Raw genomic sequence first — 23639 nt, forward strand, 5'->3', positions numbered from 1 at the left:
GACGCCATATCGCCGCGGCGCCGCATCGACGGCGCGCGGCGGCGGCGGCGGCGCGGGGCAGATCCGGACGATCCGCCGCCGTGAAAGAAATTCCCGCCTTCGCCCGCATCCGGGTGACGGCCGTTTCCGTAGATGGATCCATGAGCCGCACTCCCACTGCCGCCGGACGGACCGGCACCCGCCCCGTCCCGGGCGCCACGCCCGCCGCCCGGTTCCTCCACCGCCTGCGTTCGCTGAGCCTGCTGGTCAAGTTCAACGTGATCTTCCTGGCCGTGTTCATCGTCGGTCTGGCCGGCACCGCGGTGCTGGCGCGCCACTGGCTGCAGGCCAGCGCGCAGGAGCAGGTGACCGACCGCGCCCGGCTGCTGATGCGCAGCGCCGGAGCCGTCAGCACCTACACCGCGGACCACATCCGCCCGCTGCTGGAGGACCACCTGCGCGAGCGCTTCGTGCCCGAGTCGGTGCCCGCCTTCTCCGCGCACGAGGTGCTGGCCACGCTCTCCAAGGCGTACGAGGACTACGGCTACAAGGCGGCCATGCTCAATCCCACCAACCCGCGCAACCGCGCGGTGAGCTGGGAGGAGGACGTGATCTCGCAGTTCGCGCGCCGGCCCGCGCTGACGGAGTTCGTCGGCCGTCGCGAGACGCCGGGCGGCGAGGCGCTCTACATCGCGCGACCGATCCGGATCACCAACGCGGCCTGCCTGGGCTGCCATGCGTCGCCGCAGACCGCGCCGGCCACGCTGGTCGCGAGGTACGGCCCGTCCAACGGCTTCGGCTGGCGGCTGAACGAGACGCTCGGCGCCGAGGTCGTCACCGTGCCCATGGCGCTGCCGCTGAAGCAGGCGGCGCAGACCTTCTGGCTGGTGATGGGCGCGCTGACGGCGACCTTCCTGGTCATGGGCGCCGCGCTCAACCTGATGCTGTGGTCGCTGGTGATCCGGCCGGTGACGGGCCTGGCGCGCATCGCCGACCGGGTCTCGCTGGGCGAGGACGCACCGGCCTTCGAGGTCCGCCCGGGCGACGAGATCGGCGTGCTGGCCGCATCGTTCGGACGCATGCGCCGCAGCCTGGACCAGGCCATGGCGATGCTGGAGAGCGGGACATGAGCGGCAGCGACCCGGGTTCCGGCACCGGCACCGGCACCGGCGGCAAGGCGGCGCGCGCCACGCCGCACATCGGCAAGTACCTCGTGCGGGGCAAGCTCGGCGAAGGGGCGATGGGCGTCGTGTACCGCGCGTTCGATCCGCACATCCAGCGCGAGGTGGCCATCAAGCTGATCCGGCGCCAGGTGGAGGACGCCGAGGAGGCGGCCCGCGAAGACTCGACCTCGGCGCGCTTCCGCAACGAGGCGCGCGCGGTCGGGCGCATCGCCCATCCGGGCGTGGTGACCATCCACGACTTCGGCGAAGTGACGAGCGCGGACGGCCTGAAGGGCTACGCCTTCCTCGTCATGGAGCTGGTCGACGGCCGCGGGCTGGACCAGATCCTCAGGCGCGAGATGCCGACACCGCCGCTGGCGTGGTCGCTGGGCGTCATGGACCAGTTGCTGGACGCGCTGGCCAGCGCGCACGCCCAGGGCGTCTGGCACCGCGACATCAAGCCCGGCAACCTGCTCGTCACGCGCGACGGCCGCGTGAAGCTGACGGACTTCGGCATCGCGCGGATCGCCGACCACCACCTCACGCAGGCCGCGTCGCAGATCGGCACGCCGGGCTACATGGCGCCGGAGCAGATCCTCGGCGGGGCCATCGACCATCGCGCCGACCTCTTCGCCTGCGGCGTGCTGCTGTACCGCCTGGCGACCGGCCGCATGCCCTTCAGCGGCGCGCTCGAGGCGGTGATGTACCAGACGCTGCACCAGGCGCCGCCGGCACCGACGTCGCTACGGCCCGGCGAGCTGCCGGCGGCGCTCGACGCCCTCGTGCGTCGCGCGATGGCCCGCGACCCTGGCGAGCGTTTCCCCGATGCGACGGCCATGCGCGCCGCGCTGGCCGCCATCGCGCGGGAAGTTCCCGGCGACGGCACCTTCGAGCCGACCCTGCCGGTCGGGGGCGGAACAGGGGCGGGAACCGGTGCCGGCACAGGCTCGGGTTCCGGGACGGGTTCCAGGACGGCAGCAGGCAGCGGAACCGCCGCCGGCAGCCGCACCGGCACGAGGACGGCGGGCGGACTGGATGCCACCCTGATCGCCCAGATCGAGCGCGCGCTCGCCTCCCACATCGGGCCGCTGGCCAGGCACCTCGTGTCACGCGATCTGGCGCGCCACGGCGGCGGCGACATCGACACCCTGTCCCGTTCCCTGGCGCGCCATCTCGCCGACGAGCCGGAACGGGCGCAGTTCCTCGCCGCGACGGACGCACTGGTCGCCGCGGCCAACAAGGCGCCAGGAGTCTGAGATACTGTATATAACATCAGTCATGAAACCTGACCCCTGTCGTGCCCTACACCGTCGCCGTCCGCGAACTCTGCGAGTTCACTGCCAAGGAAGGCGATCTGGACCTGCGCTTCACGCCCGCGCCGACCGCGCAGGAAGGCATCGCCGGCCACGCGCTCGTCCATGAGCGCCGCGGGCCGGACTACCGGCGGGAAGTGACGCTCAGCGGCGAATTCGGCGACCTGCGCGTGCGCGGACGCGCCGACGGCTTCGATCCGGCGCGGCGGCGCCTCGAGGAGATCAAGACCTTCCGCGGCAGCCTCGATCGGCAGCGCCCCACGCATCGACGGCTCCATTGGGCCCAGGCCAAGGTCTACGCCTGGCTGCTGTGCCAGGCCGAGCACCTGCCCGACATCGAGGTCGCGCTGGTCTACCTGGACCTCGGCAACCAGGAGGAAACGGTCCTGACCGAACGCTGCACGGCGGCGGAACTGCGCACGCACTTCGAATCGCTGTGCGAGCGATTCCTCGCCTGGGCCGCGCTCGGACTGGATCACCGGGAGCGGCGCGATGCGGCGTTGCAGGCGCTGAGCTTTCCCTTCGGCGATTTCCGTGTCGGACAGCGGCCGCTCGCCGAGGCGGTGTACCGCGCGGCCGCCTCGGGCCGCTGCCTGCTCGCGCAGGCGCCCACCGGCATCGGCAAGACGATGGGCACGATCTTCCCGTTGCTGAAGGCCGCGCCCGGACAACGCCTGGACAAGGTCTTCTTCCTGGCGGCCAAGACCTCGGGCCGGCAGACGGCGCTGGATGCGATCGAGCGGCTGGTCGACGACCGCGGCGGTGTCGTCGACGCTTCCGGCGGCGTCGGTGTCTCCCCGTCGACGAAGCGCGTCGTGCCGCTGCGCGTGCTGGAACTCGTCGCCCGCGACAAGGCCTGCGAGCATCCGGACAAGGCCTGCAACGGCGAGTCCTGTCCGTTGGCCGAGGGCTTCTACGACCGCCTGCCCGCCGCGCGGGCGGCGGCCCTGCGCATCGGGCAGGACGTCGGAACGGGTGCCAGCGCGAACACAGCCGCGGACACAGACGCGGGCATCGCCCTGACCCGCGCCGCCGTGCGCGACGCCGCGCTGGCCCACGCGGTCTGCCCGTACTACCTGAGCCAGGAACTGGCCCGCTGGGCCGACGTGGTGGTCGGGGACTACAACTACTACTTCGACCACGGTGCCCTGCTGCACGGGCTGACGCAGGTGAACCAGTGGCGCATCGGGCTGCTCGTCGACGAGGCGCACAACCTCGTCGAGCGCGGCCGCAAGATGTTCAGCGCGACGCTGTCGCCGGAGCGGCTCTACCAGGCGCGGCACTCGGCGGGCGCCTCGGCCTCGCCGCTCGTGCGCCAGGCCCTGGACAAGGTGCGCCGGAGCTGGCGGGCGATCGACAAGGCGCAGGCCGAACCCTACGCGGCGTACGAGCAGTTCCCCGAGTCCCTGCTGAGCGCGCTGCAGCACGGCATCGGCGTGGTCGCCGAACACCTCGCCGCCCACCCCGACGAGGCTGACGAGGCGCTGCTCGACTTCCACTTCGAGGCGATGCACATGACGCGCGCGGTGGAGTCCTTCGGGCCGCACTCGCTGGTGGACGTGCAGAAGCCGGAGGGCTTCCACGCCAAGCCGGGCCTGCCCGTCCTCTGCATCCGCAACATCGTCCCCGCGCCGTTCCTGCGTCCACGGCTCGCGGCGGCGCAGACGAGCACGCTGTTCTCGGCGACGCTGCAGCCGCAAGCCTTCCACGCGGACCTGCTGGGACTGCCCGAGAACCACGCGAGCGTCGAGGTGCCCTCGCCCTTCGACGCCAGCCAGCTGCAGGTGCATGTGGCGTCGCACATCTCGACGCGTTACCAGCACCGGCACGCCTCGCTGCAGCCGATCGCCGACCTGATCGCCGCGCAGTACGGCCGGGCGCCGGGCAACTACCTGGCCTTCCTCAGCAGCTACGACTACCTGGAGCAGGTGGCGGCGCTGCTGGCCGAGCGGCATCCCGACGTCCCGCAATGGCGCCAGTCGCGCCGCATGAGCGAAGGCGAGCAGCGCCAGTTCCTCGACCGCTTCACCGTCGACGGCCAGGGTGTGGGGTTCGCGGTGTTGGGCGGCGCGTTCGCGGAAGGCGTCGACCTGCCGGGAAGGCGCCTCATCGGCGCCTTCCTCTCCACGCTCGGGCTGCCGCAGGTCAACGCGGTCAACGAGCAGATCCGGGCGCGCATGGACCAGCTCTTCGGCGCGGGTTACGACTACACCTACCTCTACCCGGGTTTGCAGAAAGTCGTGCAGGCGGCGGGGCGGGTAATCCGCACCACCGAGGACCGCGGTGTCGTCCATCTGATCGACGACCGGTTCGCCCGCGCCGAGGTGCAGCGGCTGCTGCCGGCGTGGTGGGCGCCACCCCTCACTAGCGCGCCCCGGTCGGGCCCCATGCTTGCCAAGGGAGCCTTGACCATGACCTCTCCCCGCGTCTATCGCTGCACCTGTGGCCACCGCCTCTACTTCCGCAACAGCGCCTGCCTGGCCTGCGCGGCGCCGCTCGGCTTCCTGCCGGACGACCTGACGCTGCACGCGCTGCTGCCCGGTCCCGCCACCGCGACCTGGCGCATCGCCGGCGTCGACGGCCTCTTCACCCGCTGCGCGAACTTCCACACCGCCGCCGGCTGCAACTGGCTGCTCCCGCTCGATGACCGCCGTTGCGGTCCGCTGTGCGTCGCCTGTGCGCTCAACCGCACCATTCCCGATCTATCGGACCCGATCAACGCCGAACTCTGGGGCCGCCTGGAACGCGCCAAGCGGCGTCTGGTCTCGCAACTGCTCGGCCTGCAGCTGCCGGTCGCGCCGAAATCGGAGGCCGGCGACCGCGGCCTGGCCTTCGACTTCCTGCGCACGCTGCCCGGCCAGCCGCGCGTGATGACGGGACACGCCTGGGGCGTGATCACCATCAACATCGAGGAAGCGGACGACGCCAAGCGCGAGGCCGCCCGGCAGCGCATGGGCGAGTCCTACCGGACGCTGCTCGGGCATTTCCGCCACGAGATCGGTCATTACTACTGGGACCGGCTGGTCGCCGGCACGACCTGGCACGAGCCATTCCGCGCGCTGTTCGGCGACGAGCGCCTCGACTACGCCGGCGCGCTCCAACGCCATCACGCCGCCGGCCCGCCGCCGCACTGGCCGCAGCGCTTCATCACGTCGTACGCCAGCGCGCATCCCTGGGAGGACTGGGCGGAGACCTGGGCGCACTACCTGCACCTGCGCGACACCATCGACACCGCCGGCAGCTTCAAGCTGCTCAGCACCGTCGACGAGGCACGGCCCCTGCCCTATGGACCCGACGACCTCTGGTCGCCGGCCCACGCCAGCGGCCCCGACTTCCTGCGCCTGCTGCGCGACTGGCTCGCCATCACCAGCGTGATGAACGAGATGTCCCGCGCGATGGGCCAGCCCGACTTCTATCCCTTCGTCCTGCAGCGCCGGGTCGTCCCCAAGCTGCACTTCATTCATTGCGTCGTCGAGAACGGCAGGACCTCATGATTCGCCTCGATCTCCACTTCGAACTGGACTACCGCATCGACTCGCCCACCGGCGATTTCGTGTTCAACATCCAGCCGGCACAGACGGCGGCGCAGCGCGTGCTGCAGGAACAGGTCGTCCTGACGCCGGAGGTCCCGTGGCGCTCGGACACCCTCGCCGGCAGCCGCAACCGGCTGCTGCGCGTGCGCGCACCGCAGGGGAACTTCCACCTGACCTATACCGCGAGCGTGACGATCGACCACCGCATCGGCGATCCGGTCTCGATCGAGGAAACGCCGGTCGACGAACTGCCCAGCGAGTGCCTGTGCTACCTGGCGCCGAGCCGGTACTGCGAATCCGACCGGCTCGTCCAATGGGCCGATGCCGAGTTCGGCCATCTGCCGCCGGGCTACGCCCGTGCCGCGGCGATCGCGCGCTGGGTGCAGCGGCACATCGCCTACTCCGCCTTCGGATCGACGACGCAGACCTCGGCGCTCGACACCCTGACGGACCGCGTCGGCGTCTGCCGCGACCAGGCGCACGTGATGATCGCGCTGTGCCGGGCCTTGTCGATGCCCGCGCGCTACGTGACCGGCACCGACTACGGCGCCGACCCGACCAAGGCGCCCGACTTCCACGCCTATGTCGAGGTCTACCTCGGTCGGCGCTGGTACACCTTCGATGCGTCGGGGACCGGCATCCCGATGGGCTTCGTGCGCATCGGCACCGGGCGGGACGCGGCGGACGTGCCGTTCGCGACCCTGTTCGGCCAGGTCCAGGCGCCGTTCGCGCCGCTGGTGCGGGCGACGGCCTGCGGCGGGTCCGGGCTGCAGCTGCCCGTCGACGTGGGCCTCGCCCTGTCCACCGATGGCGATTCGGCGGGGTATAACCTCGCGCCGGTCGCGGCCTGAGCACCGCCCACCGCAGTTCGCACCATGACGGTAAAGGCCGGGCTTCCGGCCTTGCCGCTTTCGTCTGATCGTATACGATAGACGAATGCTTCCCTGGATCAACGACACCTCCCCCGACCTGCTCGCCGATGTGCGGGACACGTCGCTCGCCAAGCTCGTCCGTGACGAGGTGCTGAACGCGATCCTGCGCGGCGACCTGCCGCCGGGACAGCGCATCAACGAGCCCGATGTCGCCGCCCGCCTGCGCGTCTCCCGCGTCCCCGTGCGCGAGGCGCTGCGCGAGCTCGAGAGCACCGGCCTGGTCGCCGCGCGCAAGCACGCCGGCGTCTTCGTGCGCGTGCTCGATCCCAAGGAAGTCGCCAGCCTCTACGAACTGCGCAGCCTGCTCGACGGCCACGCCGGGCGACGCGCCGCCGCCCTCGACCGCCCGCGGCGCGATGCGCTCGTGAAGCGCCTCGTGACGTTGGGCCGTGAGATGAAGGCCAATGCCCGCCGCCGCGACGTGCAGGCCTATTACGCCGCCAACCTCGCCTTCCACTGGGCCATCGTCGAGGCCACCGACAACGAGCCGCTGACGCGCACCTACCAGGGCATCGTCCAGCAGCTGCACCTGTCGCGGCTGCGGAACCTGTCGCGCGACGTGGGCATGAAGGTCTCGATCCAGGAGCACGACCAGATCGTCGCGGCGCTGGACGACGGCGACGCCGCGCTGTGCCAGCGCCTGCAGGAACACCACGTCAACGCGGCGCACGGCCGGCTGCTGGAGACGGAGGAAAGAACGACGGCGACCACCCGGGCGATCGCCTGGGCGATGGCATGAGCTAGGCCCGGGACCCGGGGAACGCCGGCGCACACCCCACCAAAGCAAGAACGAGGGCCATCACAAGAGCCCCGCTTCATCCGGAGACAAATCCATGACGAACCGACGATCCGTGCTGATCGCCGCTCCCGCGTTGCTGCTCGCCGCACGACGCGCCTGGGCGGCGGACGCTTTCCCCAGCAAGCCGATCCGCTACATCGTGCCCGTCGCGGCGGGCGGCGGCAGCGACTTCATCGGCCGCGCGGTCTGCGAGCGCTGGGGCCATGCGCTCAACCAGACCTTCGTGGTCGACAACATGGGCGGCGGCGGCGTGATCGCCACGCAGGCCACCGCCAAGGCGCCCGCCGACGGCTACACCCTCATGCAGGGCTACGTGGCCACGCACGGCACCAGCCCGGCCACGCGCAAGCTGCCCTACGACGCGGTCAAGGACTTCAGCCCCATCGGCATGATCGGCGGCACGCCCAACGTGCTGGTGGTCAACACCTCGGTGCCGGTCAACGACCTCAAGGGCTTCATCGAGTACTGCCGCAAGAACCCCGGCAAGCTGAGCTACGGCTCCTCCGGCGTGGGCTCGCTGACGCAGCTGGTGATGGAGCTGTTCAAGCAGCAGTCCGGGGTCTTCATGCTGCACGTGCCGTACCGCGGCATCGCGCCGGCCTTCACCGACCTGATGGGCGGCCAGACGCAGGCGATGTTCCCCGGACTGGCCGCGGCGCTGCCGCACATCCGCTCCGGCCGCGTGAAGCCGCTGGCGGTCACCGGCACCGCGCGGAACCCGACGCTCAAGGACGTGCCCACGCTGATCGAGGCCGGCTTCAAGGGCTTCGACGCGATGCAGTGGTACGGCGTCGTCGGTCCGGCGGGCATCCCGCCGGCCGTCGTCAAGCAGCTCAACACCACGCTCAACACCATCCTCACGGCGCCGGACATGCGCGAGAAGCTGGCTGGAGAAGCCGTCGATCCGACCGCCATGAGCCCCGAGCAGTTCGGGCATCACATCCAGGCCGAGGTGGCCCGTTGGACCGCGCTGGCGCGCGACCGCAAGATCCAGGTCGACGACTGAGCGGCCGACCGGACAGACCACTGCAGACACGACTGAAGAACGAGAGAACCCCATGGCACGCAACACCCAGGTCGTCGCTGACCACAACGCCCCGCCCATCACCCAGATCCTCGCCCGCTACGTGGCCACGCATCCGTCGCGCGGCTGGAGCGACGCGGTGGACCACGAGGCCCATCGCACCTTCATGAACTGGGCCGGCTGCGCCGTCGGCGCCGCCGGTCACGAGGCGATGCATGCGGCGCTGTCCGCCGTGCAGATGCTGGAACCGTCCGCGCAGGCCAGCGTCCTCGGCCGCGCCGAGAAGGTCGACATGGCCGGCGCCGCGCTGCTCAACGGCATCAGCTCGCACACCTTCGACTTCGACGACACGCACCTGAAGACCATCATCCATCCGGCCGGTCCGGTGGCTTCCGCCGCGCTGGCGCTGGCCGAGCACCTGGGCCTGTCCGGCCGGCAGCTCATCGACGCGTTGGTGCTGGGCATCGACGTGTCCTGCCGCATGGGCAACCTGGTCTACCCGGAGCACTACGACCGCGGCTGGCACATCACCGGCTCCACCGGCACGCTGGGCGCCGCGGCGGCCTGCGCGCGGCTGCTGGCCCTGGACGAGCGCCGGACCCAGATGGCGCTGGGCATCGCCGCCTCGCAACCCGTGGGCCTGCGCGAACAGTTCGGCACGATGACCAAGCCCTTCCACCCGGGCGGCGCGGCGCGCGCCGGTCTGCTGTCGGCGCTGCTCGCGAAGCACGGCTACACCGCCAGCCCGCGCGCGCTGGAAGCGCCGCGCGGCTTCGCGCAGGTGGTCTCGACGAAGTACGCCTGGAACGAGGCCACGGACGAGCTCGGCGAGCGCTTCGAGATCTCCTTCAACACCTACAAGCCCTTCGCCTGCGGCATCGTCATCCATCCGAGCATCGACGCCGCCGTGCAGCTGCGCGAGCAAGGCGTGAGGCCCGAGGACGTCGAGCGCATCGAGCTCAAGGTGCATTCGCTGGTGCTGGAACTCACCGGCAAGAAGGAGCCAGCGGACGGCCTGCAGGGCAAGTTCAGCGTCTATCACGGCGTGTCGGCCGGGCTGATCTTCGGCCGCGCCGGCGAGCCCGAGTACGACGACGCGATCGTCAACCACGAGGACGTCGTGGCGCTGCGCCGCAAGGTCGTCGCGACGGTGGACGACGGCATCGACGAGGCTTCCGTCGACATGACCGCCGTGCTGCGCGACGGCCGTCGTGTCCACGTGTTCGTCGAGCACGCGATCGGCTCGCTGCACAAGCCGATGAGCGACGCGGCGCTGGAGGCGAAGTTCCATTCGCAGTCCGACGTCGTCATCGGCGCCACGCGCAGCGATGCGCTGATCGCGGCCTGCTGGAAGCTCGGCGAACTGGCCGACGTGCGCGAGCTGACCGCGCTGGCGCGGCCCTGAGAGCGATCGCACCATGCGCGGCTACACCCTCCAGCATCGGGACGGTCATGTGGAGCTGCTGCTCCGCGACGACCTGCCCCGCCCTTCCCCCGGTTCCGGTCAACTGCTGGTCCGCGTTCGCGCGGCCGGTCTGAACCGCGGCGAGTTCCTGGCCGGTCACGGCCTCCATGGCGCCGGTGGCGCGCCCAAGCCGGTGGGCGCGGAGGCGGCCGGCGAGGTGGTCGAGGTCGGCGACGGCGTGCAAGGCTGGCGCGTCGGCGACCGCGCGATGGGCCGCTGCGCCGGCGGCTTCGCCGACTTCGCGCTGATCAGCGAGGCGGAAGCGCTGCACGTGCCCGAAGCGCTCGACTGGACCGAGGCAGGCGCGATCCCGCTGGCCTTCCTGGTCGTCTACGACATGCTGGTGATCCAGGGCCGTCTGAAGGCGGGCGAGACCCTGCTCGTGGCGGGCGGCAGCTCCGGCGTCGGCGTGGCCGCGCTGTCGGCGGCCAAGGCGATGGGCGCGCGCGTGATCGCCACGTCCGGCAGCGCGACCAAGCTCGAGCGGCTGAAGACATTGGGCTTGGACCTCGGCCTCGAGACCCGCTCGCCCGACTTCGCGGCCGCGGTGCGCGAGGCCACCGACGGTCGCGGCGCGGACCTGGCCATCGACACCGTCGGCGGCACCGTGTTCTCCGAGTGCGTGCGGTCGCTGGGCTTCCAGGGACGGCTGGCGATGGTGGGCTACGTGGACGGCGTGCTCAAGGCCGAGCTCGACCTGGAAGCGCTGCACGCGCGGCGCCTCCATCTGTTCGGCGTCTCGAACAAGCTCCGCTCACCGCAGCAGCGCGCGGAACCGGTGCCAGGCTTCCGGGCCGACTGGTTGCCCCTGTTTGCCGCCGGCCGCCTGCGGCCCGTGGTCGACCGCGTGTGCCGCTTCGAGGAGCTGGCGCAGGCCAAGGCGGCGATGGAACAGGGCGAGCACCTGGGCAAGATCGTGCTGGCGGGTAGCGTGGACTGATTCACCAAGGACATCGACATGAACGTTCAACGTCGTGAACTCTGTGCGGCGGGCGCCGCTTCCCTGTTGCTGAATGCCTGCGCATCGCCGACGGCCGGCGCCAGTGGCGGGTCCGGCATCGGATCGGCCGGCACGGCAGGCCCGGCCGATGCCCGGGCCGCGGCCGCCGAGTTGAGCGGCACCGGCAAGCTGCGCGCCGCGATCAACCTCGGCAATCCCATCCTGGCCAGCCGCGGCGCCGACGGCGAGTTGCGCGGCGTGTCGGTCGACCTCGCGCGCGAGGCGGCGCGGCGATTGGGCGTGGGCATCGAGCTCATGGCCTTCAACGCGGCAGGCAAGGTCGTCGAAGCGATCAAGGAGAAGCAGGTCGACCTGGCCTTCGTCGCGATCGATCCGCTGCGCGGTGCCGACACCGACTACACGGCGCCCTACGTGATCATCGAAGGCGCCTACCTGGTCCGCAACGACGCGCCGCAGCGGCGCAACGAGGACGTCGACCGCACGGGCACGACCATCGTCGTCGGACGCGGCAGCGCCTACGACCTGTACCTGACCCGCGAGATCAAGTCCGCGACGCTGGTGCGCGCGCCGACGTCGCCGGCAGTGACCGACATGTTCCTCGCCGACCAGCTCGACGTCGCCGCCGGCGTGCGTCAGCAGCTGGAAGCCGATGCGCGCCGGGTGGGCGGCGTGCGCCTGCTGCCGGGCCGCTTCATGGTGATCGAACAGGCGATGGGCGTGCCCAAGGGGCGCGTCGCGGCGCAGCGCTGGCTCAGCGGATTCGTCGAGGAGATGAAGGCCTCGGGCTTCGTCGCCGAGGCGCTGCGGCGGCACGGGATCGAGGGGGCACTCGTGGCGCCGCCGGCTCGGAAATGAAGATGTAGCCTCGGCTCATGCGTCCAGATCGAGGAACTGCGGGTCATCCACGGGGCCAGCGCCAACGAAGTTCCGCCATCGGAACAGAACCTTCCTGAAATCTGGAGTGACCATGAACTCAGCGACAGAAAAACTTCAGCTATATCTCTGCGGTCATTCATCCATATGGATTTTGGTCCGCAGAAACGCTAGGTATTTCGGGTCTTCCAGTTCGAAGACCTCCAGCCCGGCGCCCATGTAGGCCCGGGTGAGCTCATCGGCAGCCCGGTCCATCCGGCCGTCTTCGAAGGCGATTTCTCCGAGCCGCAAATGGATGAAGGGCTGCCCCAAGCCACCGGGCCCACGCACCGCCGAATTGAAATGTTCGTGGGCCACCGCCAGGTCGCCGCTGAGATAGGCCATGTCTCCCAGAGCGCAGAAGATCCAGGTCCCCATCTCCCAATCCAGCGGATCACCGGGCATGAGCTGGAGTGCTTCTTCGAACTTCAGCTTCGCGTCGGCAAGGCCGTCATCCTCCTCGGCCAGCGCATCGCCTTCAGCGCAGAGCGCGGTAATCCGAGCATAGAGCTCATCGGTCATTTCCATCATTTCCCTCGTCTTCCATTGCTCGTGTTATCTGTTCGCTCGCTTCCGGTGGCGGTCGCCTGCCCCAGCTGCCGCCGTGCACCGCAGGATGGACGACTGTCCTACACCGCCGAAAGGAGGCAGACGTTAACCTCAAACGTGGGCGAATTTTCTGAAGGAAGCACCATGGAAGCCACCAACCACCAGTTCCACGAGTTGTTCGACCAACTCGGCCTGCCCTCCTCCGAGGCGGAGATCCGCGAGTTCATCTCCGTGCACCGCCCGCTGCCGGGCGACGTGAAGATCACCGAGGCGCCGTTCTGGACCGAGCAGCAGTCGCGCCTGCTGAAGGAGCTGCTGTTGCAGGATGCAGACTGGGCCGAGGTGGTTGATCAGCTGAACGTGGCGCTGCACTGATCGAATCGCTGAGCGTCTACAAGCTCGGCGACATTCCTCCGTCGACCCGGAGATTGATACCGGTGATGTACCCGGCCAGCGGACTGGCAAGGAAGGCAATCGTGTCCGCGATTTCCTCCAGCCGTCCCACACGGCCGACGGGCACCTGCGCGAAGATCGGCAAAGCCACCCGTTCGACATCGGGCCAGGGTGCCTCCGGCTCGGCCAATCCACGCTCCGCGGCGGCTTGACGGAATGCCGTGTCCAGCGCAGCGCTGTGGATCGTGCCGGGCGAGACGGCGTTCACCGTCACGCCGTCGCCGGCCACCGCCTTCGCCATCGATGCGGTCAACGCGTTGATGGCGGCCTTGCTCGCTGAATAGTCCGCGCGCGCGGCCGGAGACATCGTTGCCGCAAGACTCGAGAGGTTGATCACGCGGCCCCATCGCGCCTCTCGCATCCCCGGCAGCAGTCGCTTCGTCACGCGCACGGCGCTCAACACATTGCGGTCATAGGCCGCCATCCAGGACTCGGGTCGGGACTGCTCCCAGCTCTCGTTCGATCCGCCTGAACCGCCGGCGTTGTTGATCACGATGTCCATGGCACCGGCGAACTGCTCTGCGTCGTCGACCAGGCGTTGCACGTCCTCGTCGCGCGTGAGATCACCGACGACCGCGTGCGCCCTGCCGCCTCCGCCTACGACCTCGTCCACCACCTTCGCTGCCAGGAGCCGGTCGCGCCCATGCACGATCACGATCACGCCCTCGCGCGCAAGCCTCCTGGCGATGGCTTCGCCGATTCCCTTGCTGCTGCCGGTGACGAGCGCTTTCCTGCCCTTCAATCTGAGATCCATGCGAGAGAACCTCTTCCAAGTTGCTGATGTGGTGACAGCGTAGAGTGAGGTCATGAGCCAGACAATTACGCACCTTGCGGTGCCTATCCCCCGCGAGCAGCGCGAGGCATGCCTCGGTCCCGAGGGATCGGCCGCGCATGTGATCCGCGTGATCCGGATGATCCAGGGCCAATGGAAGCTGCTGATCCTCTTCAGGTTGTATGCGGATCCGTCCATCCGCACCCTGCAGTTGAAGCGCGACCTGGCGGGCATCTCGCAGAAGGTCCTGACGCAGCAGCTCCGCGAGCTGGCCGGCCACCGCCTCATCGAGCGTATCGATTTCGGCGAAAAGCCGCTGCGCGTCGAGTACCGGCTTTCAGAGATGGGAAGAGAGCTGGTGCCCATCCTCGGCGCGGCGAAGGGCTTCTCGCTGAGGCATCCGAATTGAAAGACCTCGACTGGAACGACCTCCGATTCGTCGTCGCCGTGGCCCGCGAGGGATCGGCCGCCGCCGCGGCGCGGGCGCTCGGCGTCTCCAACGCCACGGTGCTGCGCAGGATCTCGGCGATCGAGGCGGACATCGGCTCCCCGCTGTTCGACCGCCTGGCCACGGGCTACGTCGCCAACGAGGCGGGCCGCACGCTCACGCTGGCCGGAGAGTCGATGGACGCCGCCATCGTCGATGCTCGGCGCAGCATCGAGGGCAAGGCCTCCGCGCTGTCCGGCACCGTCCGGTTCACCACCACGGACTCGCTGGCCTTCGGCGTCCTGCCCGCGTTGCTGCAGTCGTTCCGCGCGAAGTTCCCCGAGATCCAGGTCGAGCTGCTGGTGACCAACAACGCGCTCAACCTCGACCGGCGCGACGCCGACGTGACCTTGCGGCCATCGACCCATCCGCCCGAGACCTGGGTCGGCATGAGGTTGCTGCGGATGGATTTCGCGGTCTACGTCGCGTCGGCGTCGGCGTCGGCCCCATCGCACGACGCTGCCGCGATCGGCGCCACGATGGCCGCCGCAGACTGGCTCTGGCCCGACGGTTCCCTGAGCGGCGCCGCCGCCAGCCGGTGGCTCGCGAGCGCCGTCTCTGACGAGCGCGCGGTGCTGCGCGTCGACTCCTTCGTCGCGATGCAGGCGATGGCGGGCACCGGACTGGGCGCGGCGCTGCTGCCGCGTTTCCTGGGCGAGGGCCAGCCCTTGCTCAAGCGCGTGGCCGACGCCCCGCGGGAGGCGTCGGCCGACCTGTGGATCCTCACGCATCCCACGCTGCGGCACTCGCCGCGCGTCCAGACTTTCCTGTCGCATCTGTCGGAAGGACTCCGCCAGATGCGCGAGCGCTTCGAGGCGCCGGACTGACCGGCCCGCCCGTTCAGGGCGCCGTGTACACCAGGTAGTGCAGACGGTCCTCCCAGACGCGCTCCGATTCACGGCTCTGGCTCATCGTGCCGCACAGCGGGAAGAACGGGAACTGGTCCGAGGCGACCGGACTGCCGGCGGGGAAGAGCTCGCGGTTGTTCATCTGCTTCGTCAGGTCGAACGGATCGAAGGCCGCCGGGATCGGCACGCGGTTGATGTTGGTGATGTTGGTGCAGAGCTGCTGGCGGTTGAAGTCCTCGACGTGCGTCACGGTGTCGCCCTTGTTGCCCTCCTTCCAGTGGAGCTCGAAGACGTTGCACGCGATCTCCCGCGCCTGGAAGACCACCTTCTCGCCGAAGGCCGGCCCCTGCATGTAGTTGGCCGGGAACGGCGTCGCGGCGTTGTACGGGACCTCGGGGTTGTTCTGGCGCGGATACGAGAACGTCATCGTCCCCGTCGTGATCGGGCCGAAATAGCCGTCGCCGGGCGCGGCCTGGAGCGTGTTGATCTTCAGGCGGAACCTGAACGGTGAGGCTGCGCCGCCGGTCGTGGCGGTGAAGTCGACGACGTTGATCTTGTCGCCGCCGACCCAGGATTCGAAGCTCTGGGGCGTGCAACTGGCCTGCGCCTGGGGTTGGACTTCCGCGGCGGAGACGCCGCCGCAGGCTTGCAGGGTCAGGCAGACGGCGGCCCCCACGGCCGCCAGGATCGATCTCAGGAACATGGTCGTTTCTCGGTAGTGGAATGACCGGGAAATCCTAGGGATCGATGCGCTGCGAGAGTAGCCACGCGGCCGCGCAGGCCCTGTGCGGCGATGGCGCTGGACGCGAGCGAACGCGCGTGCTCAGGGCGGCCGGATCAGGGCCGAGGAATCAGTTCAACTGCTTCGGATCGATCGGCCCGAGGCTCTCGCGGACATGCGCGAGCGCGGCGACGACCTTGTACGAAGGCACGCCCGAGTCAAGCAGCCGGCGCGCCGCCTGCAGCAGCACCAGATCCTGGAACGTGAAGCGCATGTCGCGGGTGGGCGCCAGCAGGTCGTCGGAGATCAGCGCCTTGATGTAGCTCTTCGGCAGTCCGGTGATGTGGCCGGCCTGGCTCATCGAGAACGGGGCGGTGGCTGCGGTCATGGTGATGCTCCTGAATGCTGAGCCTCCACGGTACGGTCCGGGCGTTCACGCCGGGACCGGAGAACGGACCGAAGCCTTGTAGGACAAGGTCGGTGATGACGGCCGTCCTCAGGTACTCAGACGCGGGTTCCGCAAGTGCGGTCGCCACCCGATCGCTTGCCCATTCATCGTCACGCCGGCAGGATTGGGCAAAACTCCGGCAGCTTCGTGCGTTGCCCGCGGCCGGCCGGCGGCGAACAATCCGTCCCATCGACACGATTCCCCGTTCACCCTCTGCGGAGCCGAAAGCCATGAACAACTTCAGCCTCAACACGCCCACCAAGATCCTCTTCGGGAAGGGCCAGATCGCCGGGATCGCCGGCGAGATCCCCACCGACGCCCGCATCCTGATCACCTACGGCGGCGGCAGCATCAAGAAGAACGGCGTGCTCGACCAGGTCCGCGAAGCGCTGACCGGCCGCACGGTGTTCGAGTTCGGCGGCATCGAGCCGAACCCGACCTTCGAGACCCTGATGAAGGCCGTCGAGGTCGTCAAGGCCGAGAACGTCGATTTCCTGCTGGCCGTCGGCGGCGGCTCGGTCGCGGACGGCACGAAGTTCATCGCCGCAGCCGCGCAGTACGACGCCGCCAAGGATCCGTGGGAGATCCTGCTGACCCGCGGCGCCAAGGTCACCGGCGCCGTGAAGATGGGCGTCGTGCTGACGCTGCCGGCCACCGGCTCGGAGTCCAACAACGGCGCCGTCATCAGCCGTCAGGCGACCGGTGACAAGCTGCCGTTCTTCTCGGCCTTCACCTACCCGGTGTTCGCGGTGCTCGATCCGGTGACCACCTACAGCCTGCCCGCGCGCCAGGTGGCCAACGGCGTCGTCGACGCCTTCGTCCACACCGTCGAGCAGTACCTGACCTATCCGGCCGAAGGTCGCATCCAGGACCGTTTCTCCGAAGGCATCCTGCTGACGCTGATCGAGGAAGGTCCGCGCGCGCTGGCCGAGCCGGAGAACTACGACGTCCGGGCCAACGTGATGTGGAGCGCGACGCAGGCGCTCAACGGCCTCATCGGCGCCGGCGTTCCGCAGGATTGGGCAACGCACATGATCGGCCACGAGCTGACCGCGATGCATGGCCTGGACCACGCGCAGACGCTGGCGGTCGTGCTGCCGTCGGTGCTCGAATACAAGAAGGAGCAGAAGCGCGCGAAGCTGCTGCAGTACGCGGACCGCGTCTGGGGTCTGCGCGACGGCAGCGAGGCGGAGCGCATCGACGGCGCCATCGCCGCGACGCGGGCCTTCTTCGAGCAGCTGGGCGTCGGCACGCGGCTGTCGGCCTACGGACTGGACGGCAGCTCGATCCCGGCGATGATCGCCAAGCTCAAGGAACACGGCGGCACGGCGCTGGGCGAGCACCAAGACATCCGCATCGAGGACAGCCAGCGGATCCTCGAAGCCGCCCGTTGATCCTCCGCTGAGTCCTTGCCGATCCACCGCTGATCCTCCGCTTTCGTGGCGCACGCGGCCTGCAGACCGCGTGCGCCCGAAGTCATTTGAAGACCCCATGGCCACCACGCTCAACGCCGGCATCCGTCGGCGCATCATCGACACCGCGATCCGCTACAAGTCGGGCTCGTTCTCGACGCCTTCGCCGGTGGCCGGCGTGCGCATCCTGTACTCCGAGACGGCGCATCCGCGCACGCCGGTGCTGTACGAGCCCTCGATCGTGATCGTGGCGCAGGGCGCGAAGGTGGGTCACGTCGGCGAGAAGACCTTCCGCTACGACGCGGAGAACTACCTGCTGCTGACGGTCCCCCTGCCCTTCGAGTGCCAGACGATCGCGAGCCAGGCGGAGCCCTTCGTCGGCGTGTCGATCGACATCGACACGGCGGTGCTGCAGGAACTGCTGATCGAGCTGGAGGACGAAACGCTGGACCGCCCCGCGAGCCTGGAGGCCGCCGGCGTCAACAGCGCGGCGTTCACCGAGGACGTGCTCTGCGCGATCGAGCGGCTGTTCGACGCGATGAACCGTCCGCGCGACGCGAAGGTGCTGGGCAAGCTCATCCTCAAGGAGATCATCTATCACGTGCTGTGCGGCGACAGCGGCGCGGCGCTGCAGGCGCTGGCCAACCGGCACACGCACTTCGCGCAGGTGACCAAGGCGCTGCAGCACATCGAATCCAACTTCGCCAAGCCGCTCAGCGTCGAGCAGCTGGCCGGCCTGGTGAACATGAGCGTGTCCGCCTTCCATCACAACTTCAAGGCGGTGACCAACACTTCGCCGCTGCAGTACGTGAAGAGCTACAAGCTGCACAAGGCGCGGCTGATCATGCTCAACGAGGGCGTGAAGGCCGGCGTCGCCGCGACCCGCGTCGGCTACGAGAGCCCGTCGCAGTTCAGCCGCGAGTTCAAGCGCTACTTCGGCGCGACGCCGGTGGATGAGGTGGCGCGGCTGAGGGCGTTCAGTCCGTCGGTGTCTTAAGGCGCCGGGCGCGCCGGGAGCGCCGGGCGGGCGGTTGTCGGTGTTTTGCCGACACGCAGTGCGGTGCAAACCGGACGCGGGACACCGAAGTCCGGAGATACCGCGCGAGGGGGCCCGGCGTCACACTGCGGCAACGCCATCGCACCCAGCCCACGCCATGAAGATCCTTCTTGTCGACCCCTCCCCGTCCTGGATCGCCACCCTGCGCTACCGCCTCGGCGAAGTGCCGGGCGTCGTCGTGGTGGCCCAGTGCGCCTGCGAAGAGCACGCCGTGATCACCGCGGCACTGTGCCAGCCCGACGTGGTCATCTGCGACGTGGCCTTGAGCGAAGGCTCCGGCCTGAACACGGTGGCCCGCATGCGCAAGTCGGGCTTCCGCGGCGCGGCCTTCGCGATCAGCAACGCCGACGAGGTGCTGTTCGGCCCCCGCTGCATGGAAGCGGGCTTCAACGCGTTCTACAGCCGCGAGTTCGAACTGGACACGCTGCGCGAGTTCGCGGACACGCCGCTGACGTTCAACCTGCCCAAGCTGCGGCAACTGGCCGTGGCGGCCTGACTCTGACCACGCCGACGGTCAGAGCCGGGTGCGATACGACGCCGGCGTCTGACCGAAGGTCCGGCGGAAGACCTGGATGAACGCGCTCGCGGTCGAGTAACCCAGGTCGAGCGCGACTGCGGATACCGCCGCGCCCGCGGCCAGCATCTCGAGCGACCGCATCATCCGTGCGCGCTGCCGCCACGCGCTGAAGTTCAGCCCCGTTTCCGACACGAAACGCCGGCTCAAGGTCCGAGCGCTGACCGCCCCCAGTCGGCCCACTGCTCGAGCTTGCGCTCGTCGGCAGGATCGTCGATCAAGGCACGGGCGATGCGCTGCAGCCGGGAATCGCTCGGCAGCGGCAGGCCCATCGGCTCCGGCAACGACGTCCTGATCTCCTCGAGTATCACCGCCGCAAGATGGGCTTGCGAAGCCGCCCACGGCGGCGTCGGTCCGTCGATCGGCCAGCTGCACGCTCGCAGCACCGCTTCGCGCAGCAGACCTGATGCGCGGATCGTGCATGGACGCTGCGGCAAATCCGCACAGGTCGGCTCGGCGACGTACACGCTCCAGCCATGGAAGGGACCATGGGAACGTCCCGCGTGCGCCTCATGCGGCGGCAACCAGACCGCATGGCTGCTCGGGACGAGCCAGATGCCTTCTTCCACGCCAACCGACAACAGCCCGCGCAGCGATCCGAAGAGCTGCCCGCGCGCATGCCGGTGCGAGTCCGCCAAGAGCTCGTGGTGCTGGCTGTCCTCGACGGCGAGCAGCAGCGGTCCGTCCGCCGAGTTCACCCATTGATACGCGTCGTCCAGTCGCTTCGACATTGGCGGATTCAAGCTATCTGATGGCGGCGCTAGTGTAGGGCCGCCACCTGCTGGCGTCTTACGCTCGGGTCATTGCAACCACGAGACCCTTCATGCAAGACCTGACCCCAAAGAATCAGAATGACCTCCGCTCGCGGCTTGGCGCCGGGATGGGACGGGTCGACGCCCGCGACAGCCACTCGGTGCGTAGCGCGTGCTGCGTCACGCCGTGAAGGGGCAGCCATGCGATTCGACACCTCGAGATTCCCGCTCGTCTTCCTGATGGAAAACACGCAGGCGGCTGGCCCGACGGAGACAGTGGAAGCCCAGTTGATCGCACTGCTGGACCGCGGCGAGCGCTTCGTGCTGCTGACCGACCACCTGCCCGGCGATCATGCCGAGGAGTCGCACGAAGAGCGCAAGGAGCGTGCGCTCTTCTTCAAGCGCAACAAGGACCGCATGAAGCGATTGTGCGGCGGCCTCGTCTTCATCACCGGCGATCGCTCCGTGTCGGCGGCGGTCCGGCTGGCGGCTCAAGGTGCCGGCAAGGTCCTGGGGCTGGGTTTTGCGTTCGTGCCGTCCGAGGACGAGGCGACCGGCGAAGCGCTGCGGCTGCTCGCGAAGGGATCGCCTTCCACGACCGCATCGTCGAACTGAGGGCAAGCTCATCGGGGTGCACGGGCTGCCGTTTCCGCAACAATCAGATCCATGAAACACGCCGTCCTCTGGCCCGTGCTCGCGATGATGGCCGCCCTGCCGCTGGCCGAGGCCGGCGCCTCGCCGTCCGACAGTGGTCCTCCCGTCCGGATGCACGTGAGCCTGTGCGGGGCCGAGCCCACGACGACCGAAGGCGATGCCGCGACGCAGACGATCGTCAAGCCACGGGGCCGGCCCGTCGGCGACGTCGCCGTCCAGCGCTACTTCGCAGCGCATCGCGACAGCGCCCGCCTTCGTCTGGACGCCTCGACAGGCACTGTGTCCCTGGAGGGCACCATCAGCCAGGCCACGGTCCGGACCCTCGCCGGCGCGCTGGAAAAGCAGCCGGTGCCCCGTCACCTCGTGGTCAATTCCTTTGGCGGGAACGCGCGCGCCGGCATGGCCATCGCGGACCTGCTCCGCAGACATCAGCTGGCGATGACCGTGCGGGGCTTCTGCATGTCTGCCTGCGCGGTCTACCTGCTGCCCGCGGCCCGCGAGGTGCACCTCGACGACGCGGTGATCGGTCTGCACGGCCGCCCGGCGACGTGCCGCGAACAGCTGTCCCCGTGGACCGGCATCCGCCAATGGGGCCTGTCGAACTACCTGGAGTTCATCAAGGTGGCCAGGCTCGACGCCGACTTTGCGGCGGGGACGCCTCGTATGGGCGAGGCCGTCAGCCTTTCCCAGCGCTCCGATCGGGGCGCGATGGATGGCCGTGCCAGGGACTGGCTCGTCGTGAGCCCCTCACAGGTGGCGCGGCTGGGCATCCCGGTCGCGTCGATCTCGTCGACCGACACCTTCGACGCGATCGCCTCGGATCGCGACCGCTCGCTGATCGGCGGCATCCACGTCTACTAGCCGCTGCGCGGGCAGGCCCGCGGAGTGCCCGCGGAGTGCCCGACGAGTGCTCCACGAGCGCCTAGTCGTGACCCGCCCCGATCGCGTGTCGCAGGCCCTCCAGGGCCGGCTCCACCACCGACATGTCCGCGCCTTCCGCGAATACCGCGTAGGCCGGATAGAGGAACTCCGGCGCGCCGCGGATGCGGCGCAGCTTGCCGCTCTCGAGGTGCTTGCGCACCACCGCCAGCCGGAAGTAGCCGGAACCGCCGGCCGCCAGCACGTATTCCCGTCCCAACGGACCCAGCCCGGCGGACACGCCCGCGTGCCCCATCTCCGGGAATGCCAGCGCGTGCTGGGCTGCGAACTCCGGGCCCCAGTCCACGTAGACGTAGTCCTCGGGATCCAGCTGCTGGCCGCGCTTGCGCGTGGTGACGAGCACCAGCTTCTCCTCGAGCAGCAGCTCGATGCGCAGGCCCGGCCGCTGCTGCGGCGCGTAGACGACCGCGACGTCCAGCGTCCCCGACACCACGCGATCGATCAGGTCCGCCGGGAAACCGACCTCGGTGCGCAAGGCCAGATGCGGCGCCGAGGTGCGCATCCACAGCAGCCAGTCGAGCAGCAGCGGATCCCACAGGCTCAGTTCGCAGCCGATCGTCATCACCGACTCGCGCCCCGGCGGCAGCGCCACCTGATGGCGCGCGCGCTCCCACACCTGCACCAGCATCGACGCGTAGCGCGTGAACTGCTCGCCGGCGGGCGTCAGCGTCGCGCCGGCCTTGTTGCGGACGAAGAGTGTCGTGCCGAGCTGCTCCTCCAGCGTCCGCACCCGGGCGCTCACCGCGGTCTGCGTGACGTGCAGGGTCTCCGCCGCGCGGACGAAGCTGCCCGCGGCCACGATCTCGAGAAAGGTGCGAGCCAGCGTGATGTCCACGGACGTCCCCGTCGTTGCGCAATGAATGCAACTATTCTGCACTCAAGCAGCAATAAGACTCGCTTTACCTGCATCCAACGCTGATCGACGATGACGCCATCGACAGGCCCCTCAGGGGCGACAGGAGTCCGTCATGAGATCCGCAACGACACATGTGATCCACGCCCGCCGCGCCGCGCCCTCGCCGCGGCAAAGGATTCCCGCGTGGCTGGACAAGCTGCTGACCTGGCTTTTCAGCGGCCTGCGCGACGACGCCTGCATCCACTGATCCTCCGTCACGGCGTGCGGGTCAGCACGGCCGTCGCCCGCCAGCGCTGCGGGAACAGCTCGCGCAGTTGCGCCACCTTCGGCAGATCGTTGATCACGATGTAGGGGTGGCGCGGGTTGCGCTCCAGGAAGTCCTGGTGATAGCCCTCGGCGGGATAGAAGGCCTTGCCCGCCTCCAGCTTCGTCGCGAGCGCCTTGGGAAAGGACTTCGCGGCGTCCAGCTGCGCGATGTAGGCCTGCGCCACGCGCGCCTGCTCGGCGTCGCGCGGGAAGACCGCCGAGCGGTATTGCGGGCCGGTGTCCGGCCCCTGCCGGTCCAGCTCCGTCGGATCATGCGCCACCGAGAAGAAGATCTGCAGCAGCGCGCCGTAGCTGACCTGCCTCGGGTCGTAGGTGATCTCCACCGCTTCCGCATGGCCGGTCATGCCGCTCCCGACCATCTCGTAGTGCGCGGTGCCGGCATTGCCGCCCGCATACCCCGAGACCACGCGGGTCACGCCCTTCACATGCTGGAACACGCCCTGCACGCCCCAGAAGCAGCCGCCGGCGAAGACGGCGGTTTCCGTCGTCCGCGCGCTGTTCGTCGCGACATCCACGGCCGGCGCCGCGACGACGGTGGACGCGTCGGCAGACCGCCCCACGGCGAGCTGCTGGGTCCCGAAGACGGCGAGCGGCAGCGCGACGGCGCCAAGGAGCAGCAGTCGCCGACGGTTCGCGGCCCTGCGGGAGGAGGTGGTGTCCGGACCTGCCGTCCGCGCGTCGAGAGGGGTGTTCATGGTCATCCTTTCGT

General features: G+C 69.4%; 23 protein-coding genes and 3 pseudogenes. 19 read left to right on the top strand and 7 right to left on the bottom strand.

The genetic code is table 11. The annotated features are described in order from the left end of the window. Nucleotides 1-140 precede the first annotated feature (140 nt). The 10 genes and pseudogenes from ACQ86G_RS22080 to ACQ86G_RS22125 all read left to right on the top strand — a co-directional run bounded on the left by ACQ86G_RS22080 (nucleotide 141) and on the right by ACQ86G_RS22125 (nucleotide 12024). The gene (locus ACQ86G_RS22080) at nucleotides 141-1109 is read left to right on the top strand and encodes a c-type heme family protein (protein ID WP_431257319.1); all 969 of its coding nucleotides are present in this window, start codon (nucleotides 141-143) and stop codon (nucleotides 1107-1109) included. After that, on the top strand, nucleotides 1106-2398 hold the full coding sequence (locus tag ACQ86G_RS22085; RefSeq protein ID WP_431257320.1) for a serine/threonine-protein kinase: 1293 nt from the start codon (nucleotides 1106-1108) through the stop codon (nucleotides 2396-2398). Before ACQ86G_RS22080 ends, ACQ86G_RS22085 begins: the two co-directional genes overlap by 4 nt. A gap of 41 nt (nucleotides 2399-2439) precedes the next feature. Further along, a pseudogene (locus ACQ86G_RS22090) lies at nucleotides 2440-4806 on the top strand (helicase C-terminal domain-containing protein); the annotation flags it as partial. A gap of 87 nt (nucleotides 4807-4893) precedes the next feature. Continuing rightward, nucleotides 4894-5949, top strand: a pseudogene (locus ACQ86G_RS22095) (zinc-binding metallopeptidase family protein); the annotation flags it as partial. Next, nucleotides 5946-6839 (top strand): transglutaminase-like domain-containing protein, encoded by an 894-nt coding sequence (locus ACQ86G_RS22100; protein WP_431257321.1) that lies wholly within the window; start codon nucleotides 5946-5948, stop codon nucleotides 6837-6839. The pseudogene ACQ86G_RS22095 and the gene ACQ86G_RS22100, both read left to right, overlap by 4 nt. Nucleotides 6840-6924: 85 nt before the next feature. Continuing rightward, the gene (locus tag ACQ86G_RS22105) at nucleotides 6925-7659 is read left to right on the top strand and encodes a GntR family transcriptional regulator (RefSeq protein ID WP_431257322.1); all 735 of its coding nucleotides are present in this window, start codon (nucleotides 6925-6927) and stop codon (nucleotides 7657-7659) included. Nucleotides 7660-7753: 94 nt separating this feature from the next. Further along, nucleotides 7754-8725, top strand: a complete 972-nt coding sequence (locus ACQ86G_RS22110) for a Bug family tripartite tricarboxylate transporter substrate binding protein (protein WP_431257323.1) — start codon at nucleotides 7754-7756, stop codon at nucleotides 8723-8725. 52 nt (nucleotides 8726-8777) lie between these two features. Further along, nucleotides 8778-10148, top strand: coding sequence for an MmgE/PrpD family protein (locus tag ACQ86G_RS22115; protein ID WP_431257324.1), 1371 nt, complete (start codon nucleotides 8778-8780; stop codon nucleotides 10146-10148). Between the two features lie 13 nt (nucleotides 10149-10161). Beyond that, on the top strand, nucleotides 10162-11148 hold the full coding sequence (locus tag ACQ86G_RS22120; protein ID WP_431257325.1) for a zinc-binding dehydrogenase: 987 nt from the start codon (nucleotides 10162-10164) through the stop codon (nucleotides 11146-11148). A gap of 18 nt (nucleotides 11149-11166) precedes the next feature. Beyond that, on the top strand, nucleotides 11167-12024 hold the full coding sequence (locus ACQ86G_RS22125; RefSeq protein WP_431257326.1) for an ABC transporter substrate-binding protein: 858 nt from the start codon (nucleotides 11167-11169) through the stop codon (nucleotides 12022-12024). Between the two features lie 153 nt (nucleotides 12025-12177). On the opposite strand, the gene ACQ86G_RS22130 is transcribed toward ACQ86G_RS22125, so the two are convergent. Further along, on the bottom strand, nucleotides 12178-12612 hold the full coding sequence (locus tag ACQ86G_RS22130) for a tetratricopeptide repeat protein (protein ID WP_431257327.1): 435 nt from the start codon (nucleotides 12610-12612) through the stop codon (nucleotides 12178-12180). A 162-nt stretch (nucleotides 12613-12774) separates the two neighbouring features. On the opposite strand from ACQ86G_RS22130, the gene ACQ86G_RS22135 reads away from it, so the two are divergent. Then, nucleotides 12775-13005 carry a DUF2789 domain-containing protein gene (locus tag ACQ86G_RS22135; protein ID WP_431257328.1) on the top strand — a complete coding sequence of 77 codons (231 nt, stop codon included), beginning with the start codon at nucleotides 12775-12777 and terminating at the stop codon, nucleotides 13003-13005. A gap of 16 nt (nucleotides 13006-13021) precedes the next feature. On the opposite strand, the gene ACQ86G_RS22140 is transcribed toward ACQ86G_RS22135, so the two are convergent. Then, nucleotides 13022-13837 (bottom strand): SDR family NAD(P)-dependent oxidoreductase, encoded by an 816-nt coding sequence (locus ACQ86G_RS22140; RefSeq protein ID WP_431257329.1) that lies wholly within the window; start codon nucleotides 13835-13837, stop codon nucleotides 13022-13024. A 79-nt stretch (nucleotides 13838-13916) separates the two neighbouring features. On the opposite strand from ACQ86G_RS22140, the gene ACQ86G_RS22145 reads away from it, so the two are divergent. Both ACQ86G_RS22145 and ACQ86G_RS22150 read left to right on the top strand, forming a co-directional pair. Continuing rightward, nucleotides 13917-14264: a winged helix-turn-helix transcriptional regulator gene (locus ACQ86G_RS22145; RefSeq protein WP_431257330.1), complete on the top strand. Its 348-nt coding sequence runs from the start codon at nucleotides 13917-13919 to the stop codon at nucleotides 14262-14264. Continuing rightward, on the top strand, nucleotides 14261-15169 hold the full coding sequence (locus tag ACQ86G_RS22150; RefSeq protein WP_431257331.1) for a LysR family transcriptional regulator: 909 nt from the start codon (nucleotides 14261-14263) through the stop codon (nucleotides 15167-15169). Before ACQ86G_RS22145 ends, ACQ86G_RS22150 begins: the two co-directional genes overlap by 4 nt. Nucleotides 15170-15182: 13 nt before the next feature. Here the strand turns inward: ACQ86G_RS22150 and ACQ86G_RS22155 are convergent, their stop codons facing one another. Beyond that, nucleotides 15183-15893: a MoaF-related domain-containing protein gene (locus ACQ86G_RS22155; RefSeq protein WP_431257332.1), complete on the bottom strand. Its 711-nt coding sequence runs from the start codon at nucleotides 15891-15893 to the stop codon at nucleotides 15183-15185. Between the two features lie 148 nt (nucleotides 15894-16041). Beyond that, complete coding sequence (locus tag ACQ86G_RS22160; RefSeq protein WP_431257333.1) at nucleotides 16042-16299, bottom strand: MerR family transcriptional regulator; 258 nt, start codon at nucleotides 16297-16299, stop codon at nucleotides 16042-16044. A gap of 290 nt (nucleotides 16300-16589) precedes the next feature. Between ACQ86G_RS22160 and yqhD the strand changes: the two genes are divergently transcribed. The 3 genes from yqhD (at nucleotide 16590) to ACQ86G_RS22175 (ending at nucleotide 19324) form a co-directional block, all read left to right on the top strand. Continuing rightward, nucleotides 16590-17753: an alcohol dehydrogenase gene (gene yqhD, locus ACQ86G_RS22165; RefSeq protein WP_431257334.1), complete on the top strand. Its 1164-nt coding sequence runs from the start codon at nucleotides 16590-16592 to the stop codon at nucleotides 17751-17753. Between the two features lie 97 nt (nucleotides 17754-17850). Further along, nucleotides 17851-18768, top strand: coding sequence for an AraC family transcriptional regulator (locus tag ACQ86G_RS22170; RefSeq protein ID WP_431257335.1), 918 nt, complete (start codon nucleotides 17851-17853; stop codon nucleotides 18766-18768). Nucleotides 18769-18925: 157 nt separating this feature from the next. Continuing rightward, nucleotides 18926-19324, top strand: a complete 399-nt coding sequence (locus ACQ86G_RS22175) for a response regulator (protein WP_431257336.1) — start codon at nucleotides 18926-18928, stop codon at nucleotides 19322-19324. A gap of 18 nt (nucleotides 19325-19342) precedes the next feature. Here the strand turns inward: ACQ86G_RS22175 and ACQ86G_RS22180 are convergent. Beyond that, nucleotides 19343-20133 (bottom strand): annotated as a pseudogene (locus ACQ86G_RS22180) (AraC family transcriptional regulator). A gap of 222 nt (nucleotides 20134-20355) precedes the next feature. On the opposite strand from ACQ86G_RS22180, the gene ACQ86G_RS22185 reads away from it, so the two are divergent. After that, the gene (locus tag ACQ86G_RS22185) at nucleotides 20356-20769 is read left to right on the top strand and encodes a hypothetical protein (protein WP_431257337.1); all 414 of its coding nucleotides are present in this window, start codon (nucleotides 20356-20358) and stop codon (nucleotides 20767-20769) included. An 84-nt stretch (nucleotides 20770-20853) separates the two neighbouring features. After that, the gene (locus ACQ86G_RS22190; protein WP_431261467.1) at nucleotides 20854-21669 is read left to right on the top strand and encodes an ATP-dependent Clp protease proteolytic subunit; all 816 of its coding nucleotides are present in this window, start codon (nucleotides 20854-20856) and stop codon (nucleotides 21667-21669) included. Nucleotides 21670-21730: 61 nt separating this feature from the next. Here the strand turns inward: ACQ86G_RS22190 and ACQ86G_RS22195 are convergent, their stop codons facing one another. Beyond that, the gene (locus ACQ86G_RS22195; protein WP_431257338.1) at nucleotides 21731-22582 is read right to left on the bottom strand and encodes a LysR family transcriptional regulator; all 852 of its coding nucleotides are present in this window, start codon (nucleotides 22580-22582) and stop codon (nucleotides 21731-21733) included. Between the two features lie 133 nt (nucleotides 22583-22715). On the opposite strand from ACQ86G_RS22195, the gene ACQ86G_RS22200 reads away from it, so the two are divergent. After that, complete coding sequence (locus tag ACQ86G_RS22200) at nucleotides 22716-22850, top strand: hypothetical protein (RefSeq protein WP_431257339.1); 135 nt, start codon at nucleotides 22716-22718, stop codon at nucleotides 22848-22850. A 7-nt stretch (nucleotides 22851-22857) separates the two neighbouring features. Here ACQ86G_RS22200 and msrA read toward each other — a convergent pair whose 3' ends face one another. Then, a complete protein-coding gene (gene msrA / locus ACQ86G_RS22205) occupies nucleotides 22858-23631 on the bottom strand; it encodes a peptide-methionine (S)-S-oxide reductase MsrA (RefSeq protein ID WP_431257340.1) in 774 nt (257 codons plus the stop codon). Nucleotides 23632-23639 lie beyond the last annotated feature (8 nt).

It is taken from the genome of Roseateles chitinivorans (assembly GCF_050632145.1).
Classification (GTDB): Bacteria; Pseudomonadota; Gammaproteobacteria; order Burkholderiales; family Burkholderiaceae_C; genus Roseateles; species Roseateles chitinivorans_B.